Source organism: Rhodococcus sp. T7 (genome assembly GCF_009872365.1).
Lineage (GTDB): Bacteria > Actinomycetota > Actinomycetes > Mycobacteriales > Mycobacteriaceae > Rhodococcus_F.
In genome coordinates this window covers 32953-45366 of record NZ_WXYH01000354.1, presented here as the reverse complement: position 1 = coordinate 45366, position 12414 = coordinate 32953, and the positions used below count along the sequence as shown (strand labels likewise).

10 protein-coding genes are annotated in these 12414 nt (G+C 69.6%); all 10 read right to left on the bottom strand.

The features are described 5' to 3' along the window. Nucleotides 1-193: 193 nt before the first annotated feature. Nucleotides 194-1828, bottom strand: coding sequence for a solute symporter family protein (locus MLGJGCBP_RS35490; protein ID WP_160101649.1), 1635 nt, complete (start codon nucleotides 1826-1828; stop codon nucleotides 194-196). Then, entirely contained in the window at nucleotides 1825-2187 is a 363-nt protein-coding gene (locus MLGJGCBP_RS35485) for a DUF485 domain-containing protein (RefSeq protein WP_160101647.1), read from the bottom strand. Before MLGJGCBP_RS35485 ends, MLGJGCBP_RS35490 begins: the two co-directional genes overlap by 4 nt. Before the next feature lie 184 nt (nucleotides 2188-2371). Beyond that, nucleotides 2372-4129 carry a sodium/solute symporter gene (locus MLGJGCBP_RS35480; protein ID WP_160101645.1) on the bottom strand — a complete coding sequence of 586 codons (1758 nt, stop codon included), beginning with the start codon at nucleotides 4127-4129 and terminating at the stop codon, nucleotides 2372-2374. A 7-nt stretch (nucleotides 4130-4136) separates the two neighbouring features. Further along, nucleotides 4137-4496 carry a cofactor assembly of complex C subunit B gene (locus tag MLGJGCBP_RS35475; protein WP_160101643.1) on the bottom strand — a complete coding sequence of 120 codons (360 nt, stop codon included), beginning with the start codon at nucleotides 4494-4496 and terminating at the stop codon, nucleotides 4137-4139. Further along, nucleotides 4493-5287, bottom strand: coding sequence for a LytR/AlgR family response regulator transcription factor (locus MLGJGCBP_RS35470; RefSeq protein WP_160101641.1), 795 nt, complete (start codon nucleotides 5285-5287; stop codon nucleotides 4493-4495). The genes MLGJGCBP_RS35475 and MLGJGCBP_RS35470 overlap by 4 nt, the downstream gene beginning before the upstream one ends. Before the next feature lie 33 nt (nucleotides 5288-5320). After that, on the bottom strand, nucleotides 5321-6529 hold the full coding sequence (locus MLGJGCBP_RS35465) for a histidine kinase (protein WP_087556875.1): 1209 nt from the start codon (nucleotides 6527-6529) through the stop codon (nucleotides 5321-5323). A gap of 85 nt (nucleotides 6530-6614) precedes the next feature. Continuing rightward, nucleotides 6615-7880: a lipase family protein gene (locus tag MLGJGCBP_RS35460; protein WP_160101639.1), complete on the bottom strand. Its 1266-nt coding sequence runs from the start codon at nucleotides 7878-7880 to the stop codon at nucleotides 6615-6617. Next, complete coding sequence (locus MLGJGCBP_RS35455) at nucleotides 7877-9493, bottom strand: Na+/H+ antiporter (protein WP_160101637.1); 1617 nt, start codon at nucleotides 9491-9493, stop codon at nucleotides 7877-7879. The genes MLGJGCBP_RS35460 and MLGJGCBP_RS35455 overlap by 4 nt, the downstream gene beginning before the upstream one ends. Before the next feature lie 106 nt (nucleotides 9494-9599). Then, on the bottom strand, nucleotides 9600-9791 hold the full coding sequence (locus tag MLGJGCBP_RS35450; RefSeq protein WP_015888853.1) for an antitoxin: 192 nt from the start codon (nucleotides 9789-9791) through the stop codon (nucleotides 9600-9602). Nucleotides 9792-9917: 126 nt separating this feature from the next. After that, the gene (locus MLGJGCBP_RS35445) at nucleotides 9918-12368 is read right to left on the bottom strand and encodes an HAD-IC family P-type ATPase (protein ID WP_160101635.1); all 2451 of its coding nucleotides are present in this window, start codon (nucleotides 12366-12368) and stop codon (nucleotides 9918-9920) included. Nucleotides 12369-12414: the final 46 nt, after the last annotated feature.

The following is a 12414-nucleotide window of genomic DNA, read 5'->3' as shown; positions in this document are numbered from 1 at the left end:
AGTCTGCCTCGACCCGGATCCGCTCCCGACCGAGACCGTTCGTCCTCGCTGACGCTGCGGGCGCTGCGTCCCGCCCCCGCGGCCCGGATCGACGCCGTCCACCCACAGGCCCCGAAACCAAAACACCCAGATGCCAGCACTTGACTACCCGCCCCTTTTCAGGGATGACAAGTACTCACGGGGCCGGAGGCCATTAGTGCGAAACGGCCTTCTCCACACCGACACCGGTGAGCGAGCGGACCTCCATCTCGGCCTGCTTGGCGGGATCCTCCGCCTTGCCGCGACCGAGGTAGGTGCCGACGATCCCGAGCACGAACGCCAGCGGGATGGACACGATGCCCGGGTTGGCGAGCGGGAAGAAGTCGAAGTCGGCGGTCGGGAACATCGACGACGGCTTACCGGACACGGCCGGGGAGAACACGATCAGCAGGAGGCAGCTGATCAGGCCGCCGTAGATGCTGAACAGGGCGCCGGTGGTGTTGAACTTCTTCCAGAACAGCGAGTACAGCAGCGTCGGCAGGTTGGCCGAGGCGGCCACCGCGAAGGCGAGCGCCACCAGGAACGCGATGTTCTGGCCCATGGCGAGGATGCCGAGGACGATCGACACGAGGCCGATCACGACGACCGTGATCCGGGAGACCCGCACCTGGGACTCCTCCGACGCATGTCCGCGCTTGATGACGCTGGCGTAGATGTCGTGAGCGAACGACGCCGACGCCGTGATCGCCAGCCCCGCCACCACGGCGAGGATCGTCGCGAATGCCACCGCGGAGATGATGGCGAGGAAGATGGTGCCGCCCAGTTCGAATGCGAGCAGCGGTGCCGCCGCGTTCTCCTTGCCGGGTGCGGCGAGGATGACGTCGGGGCCGACCATCTTGGCGGCGCCGTAGCCGAGGACGAGCGTGAACAGGTAGAACGCGCCGATCAGTCCGATCGCCCAGGTCACCGAGCGGCGGGCCTCCTTGGCGGTGGGGACGGTGTAGAACCGCATGAGCACGTGCGGCAGGCCTGCGGTGCCGAGGACCAGTGCGATGCCGAGCGAGATGAAGTCGAGCTTGCTCATCGCGCTGATGCCGTACTTGGCGCCGGGGGCGAGGATGTCGCGACCCGCGATCGCCTCGTTCGTGGAGCCGGCGACCGTCGCCTGCGCGTCCGCGAGCAGCTGGGAGAAGTTGCCGCGCACCGCGAACAGGACGAGGAAGAACATGATGCCTGCGCCCGCGACCAGCAGCACGGCCTTGACCATCTGCACGTAGGTGGTGCCCTTCATGCCGCCGACCAGCACATAGACGATCATCAGCACACCGACGACCGCGACGACGATCGCCTGACCGACCTTGCCGTCGATGTTCAGCAGCAGCGCGACGAGCCCGCCCGCGCCCGCCATCTGCGCGAGCAGATAGAACAGCGACACCACGAGCGTGGACAGCGCCGCCGCCATCCGCACCGGACGCTGCTTGAGCCGGAAGCTCAGCACGTCCGCCATCGTGAACCGGCCGGTGTTGCGCAGCAGTTCCGCGACCAGCAGCAGCGCCACCAGCCAGGCGACGAGGAAGCCGACGGAGTACAGGAAGCCGTCGTAGCCGTACACCGCGATGGCGCCGGCGATGCCGAGGAACGACGCCGCCGACAGGTAGTCGCCTGCGATGGCGAAACCGTTTTGCGGTCCGGAGAACTGGCCGCCGCCGGTGTAGAAGTCCGAGGCCTTCTTGGTGGTGCGGCTCGCGCGGATCACGATGGTCATCGTGATCACGACGAACGCCACGAAGATGGCGATGTTGAGGAGCGGGTTGCCGACGTCGGTGGCTGCGGCGAGTGTGGTGGTCACTGGAGCGGTCCTTCCAGCTCTTCGCGGATGGCGGCGGAGCGGGGATCGAGTTCCCGGTTGGCGAACTTGACGTACAGCGCGGTGATCACGAACGTGGTCACGAACTGGCCGAGACCGAGGACGATGCCCAGGTTGACGTTGCCGATCACCTTGGTGGCCATGAATTCGGGGGCGTACGTGGCGAGCAGGACGTAGGCCGTGTACCAGGCGAGGAAGAATGCCGTCATCGGGAAGACGAAACTGCGCAGGCGGTGCCGCAATTCCTGGAACTCCGGGCTCGCCTGCATGTCTACGAAGGCTTGCGCATCAGGGGTGCGCCGCTTCTGCGGTGCGCCCTCACTGAGGTCGGCTGTGGTCACTGCAGACTCCTTGGTCGTGTGAAGTGAACTGAGTGCCGACGTTAGTGAGAGGTGAGTCACAGAAACAGGCTGTGGCGGCTGTCACACGGCGAGCTGCCGGACTGTGCGGCGAACGGTCACCCGACCGCGACGAGCGGCTCCGCCACCCGTGCGCCTTTCTGGTTGTTCGAGCTACCAAAAAGGCTCACGGGGAGCGGAGCTCCCCCTCGCGGTCGGAGCCCACATCGAGCCGCTCGGGGGCATGCATGCGGGTGAAGATCCGGCTGAGGTCGACGGGTATGTGGCGCTTCGTCGCCTTGCTGACCAGCACCATCGTGACGAAGGCCAGTGGGACGCTGACGGCCGCCGGGTAGGCGACCATCGCCGCGGGCCAGCCGTTCCAGACGTCGACGGTGAGGCCGCCGAACACCGACATCCCGGCCGCGCACCCGGCGACGAGCCCGCCCGTCACCATCCCGGCACCGGCCCCGACTGCGGTGAGTCCACGCCACCAGATGCCGAGGACGAGCAGCGGGCAGAGGGTCGACGCCGCGACCGCGAACACCAGCCCCACCGTGCGCGACAGGTCCAGCGACGTCACCGCCAGCGACAGCGCGAGCGGCACCGCCCCGGCGAGGACGGCGGCGATCCGGAAGTCCCGGATCCGGCCGCGCAGCACGTCGGTGCTGAGTACCCCCGCGATGCTGACGAGCAGGCCGGACGACGTGGACAGGAACGCGGCGATCGCCCCGGACGCCACCAGCGCGGCGAGGAGTTGCCCGGCCCACCCGGAGAAGACGGAGCCGGGCAGCAGCAGGACCGCGGCGTCGGACGTGCCGGTGATGAGCAGTTGCGGCACGTACAGCCGCGCGAACACCCCGAGCAGCGTCGGGAAGAGGTAGAACACGCCGAGCAACCCGACCACGGCCAGCGACGTCAGCCGGGCGGCCCGCCCGTCGGGGTTGGTATAGAACCGGACCAGCACGTGCGGCAGCCCGAGGGTGCCGAGGAAGGTGGCGAGGATCAGCGAGTACACCTGGTACATGGGGTGTTCGCCACCGAATCCCCAGCCGGGGGCGATCCAGTCGGAGTTGTCGGCGGGTGCGCCCGCGACCACGGGGACGGGCGCCCCGGCTTCGAGGGTCATCGTCGTGCCCTCGCCGAGGTGGTGTTCGCCCGGTTCGAGCCGGACGTCACCGGTCGCCTCGACGCCGTCGATGGTCCCCGACCCGCCGACCGTCACCGGTTCGGACACCTGGACGACGACGTCGGTGGTGATGTCGACGGTGGTCTGCTCGCCGACCGTGGGTGGTGCGGCGGCACCCAGTTCGTGGTGATCGTTGAAGAAGTACACCGACAGCACCAGCGCCGGGATCGCGACCGCGGTGAGTTTCAGCCAGTACTGGAACGCCTGGACGAACGTGATGGACCGCATGCCGCCGCCGACGACGTTGGCGATGACGATGACCCCGACGACGACTGCCCCGACCCAGCTGGGCACACCGAGCAGGATGTTCAGGGTCAGTCCTGCGCCCTGGAATTGCGGGACGAGGTACAGGGCGCAGACGGCGGCGACGACGAGCATCGACAGGGTGCGGAGCCGGCGGGAGCCGAGCCGGAACTCGGCGAAGTCGGGCACCGTGTAGGCGCCGGACCGTCGCAGCGGTGCGGCGACGAACAGCAGCAGACCGAGGTAGCCGGCGGTGAACCCGATCGGGTACCAGAGGGCGTCCGCGCCGTATTTCGCGATCAGGCCCGCGACGCCGAGAAAGGATGCGGCGGACAGGTACTCGCCGGAGATGGCGGCGGCGTTCCACCGCGGTCCGACGCTGCGGGACGCGACGAGGAAGTCTGAGGTGGTGCGCGCCAACCGCACTCCGTAGATGCCGATGGCCACCGTCGCGACCGCGGCGGCCGCGAGACCTGCCAGGGTCAGCCAGGGAATGGATTGGTCGGTGGGCACGGGACGCTCAGTCGTCCACCAGGTCGGTGAATTCCTGCTCGTTGCGCTCGGCCTGCCGCACGTAGATCCAGCCGGTGGTCAGCAACACCGGATACACGAGCGCGCCGAGGACCACCCACGGCAGCCGGATTCCCAGCACTGCCACGTTCGACAACGCCGGGAACAGGAACATCACGAGCGGTACCGCGCACAGCAGGCACGCCGCGAGAAGCGCCAGCCGGATCGCGAGCACGAGTTGGGTGCGGACGAGGCCGCGGATCATCGCGTCCCCGACTGCGGTCTGTTCCTGCACTTCGACGCGGGTGCGGACGATGCGCGCCCCGCGACGCTGGGCGAGGACGACCCGCACCCGCTCGGGCGAACTCATCGCGCCGTCCACGTCTGTTTCGGCGCCCGGACCAGCCGGTCCTTGAGCATCCGGGTGTGTCTGCGGCTGACCGGCAGTTCGACGGGCGGGTTGTCGCCATGGGCGCGGAGGCACACGACCAGACCGGTGCCGACGGTCCGGATCCCGGTGACCCGCGGCAGCGCGACGAGGTACGAGCGGTGCACCCGCAGGAACCCGGCGTCCGCCCAGCGCGTCTCCAGCGCCGAGATGGGGATGCGGACGAGGTGGGAGCCGTCCGCGGTGTGCAGGCGCGCGTAGTCGCCGTCCGCTTCGACCCATTCCACGGAGGACCGGTGCACGAGGGTGGTGATGCCGCCGAGTTCGACGGGGATCACCTCGTCGGTGGGGGCGGGAGGCCCGGCTTCGAGGCGCCTGCGACGCCCCTCGACGATGCGGCGCACGGACTCCGCCAGCCGCTCCTCGCGCAGCGGTTTGAGGAGGTAGTCCACGGCACCGAGGTCGAAGGCTGCGACGGCCCGGTCGTCGTGGGCGGTCACGAATACTACCTGCGGCGGGGACGCGAAGTTCGCGAGGATCCCGGCCAGCTCGAGACCGTCGAGTCCGGGCATGTTGATGTCGAGGAAGACGGCGTCGATCTCGCCGTCCCGGAGGATGCGCAGCGCCGTGGTGGCGTCGCCCGCGGTCCGGATGTCGCCGACCGCGTCCTGGGCGCGCAGCAGGAACGCCAACTCGTCGAGGGCGGGTTTCTCGTCGTCGACGGCCAGCACGGTGAGGGGTGCGTCCGGAGACCTGTCGTCAGTGTGGTTCACAACGAGAGCAATCGTCGCACGGACGCTTCCCGGTCACGTCGAGATCCCCCGCCGGAACTTCGGGACGCGCATGCTCACCTTGGTGCCTGCGCCGGGCGCGGTCTCCACCACCAGTCCGTAGTCGTTTCCGAACGCGGCGCGCAGGCGGTCGTCGACGTTGGCGAGCCCGACGTGCGCCGCCTCCTTGACCCCGGAGGATTCGGCCACCGAGTCCAGCGACCCCGACCGCAGCAGTTCAGGGTCCATGCCGACGCCGTCGTCCTCGACGCTGATCACGCAGTCGGTGCCCTCGTCGGCGGCGACGATGCTGACGGTGCCGCCGTCCGGTTTGGCGGCGATGCCGTGCCGGACCGCGTTCTCGACCAGCGGTTGCAGCGCGAGGAACGGCAGCACCACGTTCAGCACTTCGGGCGCTACCTGCAATTTCACGGCGAGGGCGTCGCCGAACCGGGCGCGTTCGAGGGTGAGGTACCGGTCGATGTTGCGCAGTTCGTCGGCCAGCTGGGTGAACTCCCCCGCCGACCGGAACGAGTACCGGGTGAAGTCGGCGAATTCGAGGATCAGTTCCCGGGCGCGGTCGGGGTCGGTGCGGACGAACGACGCCACCGTGTTCAGCGCGTTGTAGATGAAATGGGGGCTGATCTGCGCGCGCAGCGCCCGGACCTCGGCGCGGTCGAGGCGGGCGCGGGACGCGTCGAGGTCGGCGAGTTCGATCTGGCTGCACGCGTATCGGGCGACCTCGGTGACGGCGCCGAGCATGCCCGGCCCGGGGTCTTCGGTGGTGACGATGCCGAGCACACCGACCACCCCGGTGGCCTCGATGAGCAGCGGCTGGGCGATCAGCGCGCGGACCGCGTTGTCACCCGCACCCCGGACGAGGCCGCCGTAGGCCACGAGCACCCGGCGTTCCCCGTCGACCGCGCGGGCCGCCGCGTCGCGTAGTTGTTCGGTCATCGCCTCGTGCGGTCCGCTCCACGCGAGCAGGTCACCGGCGGCGTCGAAGACGCCCAGCGCCTGCGCGCCGGTCAGCTGACGCAGATGCGGTGCGGCCTCGTCCGCCGACGTCTCGTCGAGGCCCCGCCGCAACGGGCGCGCCGCCAGCGACGCGGTGTGGAGGGTCGTGTGGACGGCCCGCTCGGTGGGCGTCGTCAACTCGCGCCGGGCGCGCAGCCACACGGCGGTGAACGTGACGAGAGGAACGAGGACGAGCAACGCCACCACGGCGACGACGGATCCCGTCATTCGCCGGTGTCCGGTCGGGCGATCAGCTCCGTCGCCTCCGGTGGGGCGAGGCACAGCGCCCGCAGCCGTTCGAGATCCGCCTTCTTCACGGTGTTCCCCCCTCGGCGCACGTGTCCGGCGCGGGCACGCCGGCGAAGCGGTCGGCGATCCACTGCACCGCCCCCGGGACGGACCGCCCGTCCGCGTGCCCCTCCCCGGGCCGGGTGTCGAACTCGATCACGTCGCCGAGCGCGCACGCGTTGTCGACGGCCTGCGAAGTCCATTGCGGCAGAATGAGGTTGTCCCGATCCCCCACCACGACGAGCATCGGTCCGCCCGCACCGGTCTTCGGCAGCGCGATGTCCTGCAGCCACCCCCGCATGCGCTCGGCGTCGGCGGGCGTCCGCGGTCCCGTGTCGGCCGGGGTGAGCCGGGTTGCCACCGTCCACTTCTCCTGGAGTTTCGCGGCGACGCAGGACAGCGTGACGTCGGGGGTGGCGGCGAGGGCGCCGCGCATGTAGTCGTCCGGGTTCAGTTCCGGATGGATCACCTGCAGTCCCTCGAGGAGGTACGGCAGGAACATCTTCTGCGGCAACGACAGTGGTTCGACGGTCCCGTCGGCGACGATCCCCGACAGGTCGGCAGCGGGTGACAGGTTCGCCGCGCCGACGAACTCGAGGCCGTCGCCGTAGTCGCCGGCGTGCTCGGCCGCGGACCACGACGCCTGCCCGCCCTGCGACACTCCGATCGCCGCCCAGCGCGTCGACGCATCCGGCACCACGGTGCGCGCCGCCCGGACCGCGTCGATCAGGTCGTAGGCGGCGGTGTCCGGTTCGAGGTAGGGGTGCGGGCCGTCGGTGCCGAGGCCCTGGTAATCGGTGACGGTCACGACGTACCCCCGCTGCAGCAGCGGCCGGACGAGGTTCGTGGTGCCCAGCAGGGTCGGCGACGACGAGGGGGCGCATTCGTCGGTGACGCCCGTGGTGCCGTGCCCGACCGTCACGACGGGCCTGCCGCCGTCCGGTGCGGGACCGCCGGGAGTGAACACCGTGCCCACCACCTCCGCGCCGCCGCCGTCGACGCCGGACGTCGACCGGTACACGACGCGGGTGGCCGTGGCGCCGAGGGCGGTGATCGCCGGGTCGATGTCGGGCACCGGCTGCTGACTGATCAGCGCGCCCCGCTGGTCGCCCGTCGGCGCCGGGGCAACGGGTGGAGAAACAGGTGAGGCTACCGAGGTCGTGGGGGGCGGGGCCGGGGAGGCCGCGTCCGTGGCGCAGGCGGTCAGCGTGAGGGGAACGGTCAGCGCCAGGGCACCGGCCAGCGCGACCACGGCGGTTCGCACCGGACGCACACCCACCTCGCACCTCATTCGCGACGTCTCCGCACCCGCTCCTCGGCTGCGGCCTCCTCCACATCGAGTCCTTCCAACACGCTACGCATCACTTCGTCGTCGAGTGTGCCCGCATCGCGGGCGGCGATGAGCGCCTCCCGTTGCGCGCGCAGGGCGGCGCGGCGGTAGTGGTCGAACAGTGCGCCTGCCCGCTGCTTCTCGGCGGCGTCCTCCGCCTCCTCGGCCTGCAGCCGGGCCCGCATCGACCGCCGCACCCGGTCGAGGATGTCGGTGACCGCCGCGCGGTCGACTCCCGTGGGCGGGTTCGCGGCGAATTCGACGAGCGCCCGTTCACCCGCGTCGCGGGAGATCGCGCGGGCCAGGGTCACCTGTTCCTCCTCCCGCCTGCGTTCGTCGGGATCCGCCAGATCGAGCATCCGGATCAGCAGCGGCATGGTGGCGCCCTGGATCAGCAGGGTGCCGACGGCCACGACGAACGCGATCGCCTGGATCACCTCGCGCCCCGGGAACGGCTGCCCGCTCGCGACCACCACGGGCACACCGGACGCGGCGGCGAGCGTGACCACCCCGCGCATTCCCGCCCAGGACACGACGACGCTCTCCCGCCACCCCAGTTCCACCGATCCGCCCGGCGTCCTGATCGCCAGCCCGAGGCGGCGGCGGAGCCAGTGCAGCAGGATCCACGCCGGGCGGATCGCCATGACCACGGCGAGAACCGCGAAGCCGTAGAAGAAGATGTGGTGCACCGGCAGGCCCTGGTCCCGGACGTCGTCGATGACGAACCTCAGTTGCAGCCCCATGTAGGCGAACACGAACATCTCGAGCAGGAGGTCGACGCTCTCCCACAGCGACCGCTCCTGGATTCGGGTGGCGACGGACGCGTCGGTGGCCTTGTGCCCCATCAGGAACCCTGCGGCGACGACGGACAGCACCCCGGACGCGTGCATCTCCTCGGCCGCGAGGTACGCGGCGAACGGGAGCATCAGCCCCAGCACCGTTTCCAGCGGCGAGTCGTACATTCGGTGCCGCACCCACTCGACGATCTTTGCGAGCACCAGTCCGATCAGCACCCCGCCGACCACCTCGTAGGCGAAGAACACCACGGGGGGCACGGGAATCTCCGCCCCGACGACGGCGGACACGGCGACGGCGAACAGGGTCAGCGCGGTCGCGTCGTTGACGAGTCCCTCACCGGTGAGGATCGCGATCACCCGGTTCGGCAAACCCAGTCTTCGGCCGACCGCGACGGCGCTGACCGCGTCCGTGGGCGCGACCACGGCGCCGAGGACCAGCGCCGCGCCGAGCGTGAATTCGGGAACCAGCCAGTTGGCGAAGAAGCCCACGCCCACCGCGGTCGCCAGGACGGTGAAGATCCCCAGCCGCAGAATCGGTGCGAGGTGGCGCCGGAACGTGGCCACCGAGAACTTGAGCGCCGCGGAGTACAGCAGCGGTGGCAGCACCACCCCGAGGATGGCTTCCGGGTCCAGTTCGAGCCGCGGCATCCCGGGGATGAACGACGCCACCGACCCGATGGTGACGAGGACGAGCGGCGCCTGCAGATCGCGGCGCTTCGCGAAACTCGTCACGGCGATGGCCACGATGATGACGAGAAGCACGAGGACGCCGTTCACGACACCGATTCTGCCGCGCCCGCCCGCGATGCGCGGGTCATCGCCGAAGACACGTGCGGGCCCCGGTCCGAGAACCGGGGCCCGCACGGGTGTGTCTGGGAAGGGTTCACTCCTTCGGGGGAACAGCCTTCTTCGCCGCGTCGGCGGCCTTGTCGATCTTGTCGCTGTACTTGCCCCCGGTCTTGCTGTCCGCCACGTCGGCGGCCTTGTCGATGGCGCCGTGAACCTTGTCCGCGTTCTGCGAAGCGGCTTCCTTCCCCTTGCCCAGCAGGCCCTTCAGTGTGTCGACGAAACTCATCGTTCTTCCTCCTCCGGTGCATGCGCACGCAGTGTCCGCGCGAGTCCGATCACTCGCCGTGCCCCCAGTCTCACAGCATTGACTCGGCGACGCCAACCGTTCGGATCGCCGCGAGCAGTACTCCGGTCAGTGCACGCCCGGAAGATCTTCCGGCGCCGCGAAGAGGCGGCGATGCTCGCCGTGCAGGCGGCCCGTGACCCACCATCCGATTTCGACGAGAACCACTCCCACGAGCCCGCACACGAGCGCGGAGGTGGTGGCGCCCACGTTGGTCGGATCGAGTTTGAAGAACTCCCGCGTGAACGGCAGCGCGAACAGGATGAGGTATCCCGCCACGGATCCGAAGATCAGCACCAGCTTCCACCACACGTACGGCCGGGCGACCACGGCCAGCACCCATAGGGCGATCATGATGAGGGTGATGAGCGCCGACGTGCCCGCCTGAATCTTCTGCGTCTCCGTCTGATCCGGGCCCGCGTACACGAGGAGGTACGAAATGAACGTCGTGACACCGATGATCACCCCGGACGGCACGGCGAGACGCATCACGCGCGGCACGAACCCGGAGCGCGCCCGCTCGTTGTTCGGGGCCAGCGACAGGATGAACGCGGGAATGCCGATGGTGAACCAGGCGGCGATCGTCACGTGCCGCGGCAGGAACGGATACGGCACCGGCTCGAAGTGGAAGATCTGTGACAGTACACCGGTAATTCCGATGAGGAACGCCAGCAGCACCGAGTACACGGTCTTGGTGAGGAACAGATTCGAGACGCGTTCGATGTTGCCGATCACCCGGCGGCCCTCGCCCACCACGTACGGCAGGGTGGCGAACTTGTTGTCCAGCAACACGATCTGCGCGACCGCGCGGGTGGCGGGGCTGCCCGATCCCATCGACACGCCGATGTCGGCGTCCTTGAGGGCCAGCACGTCGTTGACGCCGTCGCCCGTCATCGCGACGGTGTGACCGCGAGACTGCAGCGCCCCCACCATCTCCCGCTTCTGGTCGGGGCGCACCCTGCCGAACGTCGTGGCCGTTTCCAGGGTCTCGGCGAGGGCGTCGCGGTCGGCGGGCAGTTCGCGTGCGTCGACGGGACGATCGCCGCCGGGCAGTCCGAGCGATCCGGCCACCGCGCCGACCGACACGGCGTTGTCCCCGGAGATGACCTTCACGGTCACGTTCTGGCTCGCGAAGTACTCGAGGGTGCCGCGGGCGTCGGGACGCACCCGCTGTTCCAGGATCACCAGCGCGCGCGGCGTGATCGCACCCGGCGCGGTGGGGTGGTCGACCGGGACGTCGCAACTGCCGAGCAGGAGCACCCGCAGTCCCGAGGAGCCGACTTCCTCCGCCTGCCGGGCCATGTCGCTGCCGGGGTCGAGCAGCACGTCGGGTGCGCCGAGGACCCAGTTGCCGTGGGCACCGTAGGACTGGCCGCTCCATTTCTTGGCCGAGGAGAACGGGGCCTCCGCGGTGGCGTCGCCCCAGCCGGGAGCGTCGGGAAAGGCCTCCGCGATCGCGAGGACGCTGGCGTTCGGACGGGGGTCGGACGCGGCCATCGCGGCGAGTGCCGCGCGGGAGGGTTCGGCGTCGGACGGGTCGGCGCAGCGCAGTTCGGACAGCCGCATGCCGTTCTCGGTGAGGGTGCCGGTCTTGTCGGCGCACACCACGTCGACGCGGGCGAGGCCTTCGATGGCAGGCAACTCCTGCACGAGGCACTGCCGTTGACCGAGCCGGATCACCCCGACCGCGAACGCGATCGACGTCATCAGCACCAGGCCCTCGGGCACCATCGGCACCAGCGCGGCCACCATCCCGTTGAGCGCGGGCCGGATCGACTCGCCGCTCGAGAACAATTGGTTGTAGATGATCAGCAGACCCGCCGGAATCATCAGGTACGTGATGAATTTCAGAATCTTGTCGATGCCGCTGCGCAACTCCGAGTGCACGAGCGTGAACTTGCTGGCCTCGTCCGCGAGTTTCGCGGCGTAGGCGTCGCCTCCGACCTTCGTGGCCCGGTAACAGCCGCTGCCCGACGCGACGAAACTTCCCGACAGCACCTGCTGACCCATGTCCTTGTGCACGGGATCGGCCTCGCCAGTGAGGAGGGACTCGTCGATGTCGAGGGTCGCCGCCTCCACCACGACCCCGTCGACGACGATCTGGTCGCCTGCGCCGAGTTCGATGATGTCGTCGAGCACGACCTCCCGGGGTGCCATCGCGACGGCCACGCCGTCGCGGCGGACCACCGGTTTGGTCTGGCTGACGATCGCCAGTTTGTCGAGGGTCCGCTTGGCGCGCACTTCCTGGATGATGCCGATCCCGCTGTTGGCGATGATCAGCAGGCCGAACATGCCGTCGACGATCGAACCGGTGGACAGCACGATGATCAGCAGCACCCCGAGGATCGCGTTGATCCGGGTGAACACGTTGGCGCGCACGATGTCGCGCACCGACCGGCTGGCCCGGTCCGGGACGTCGTTGGTCTTGCCCGCCGCCACCCGCTCCGCGACCTGGGCGGCCGTCAGCCCCTCCACTGCGACGACTGCAACGCTGTCGGTGCCCGTTTCGTCGTATGCCATGGTCAAAGGCTACGCAACCGGGCTCGGCTCGGAGGGGATGCGCGCC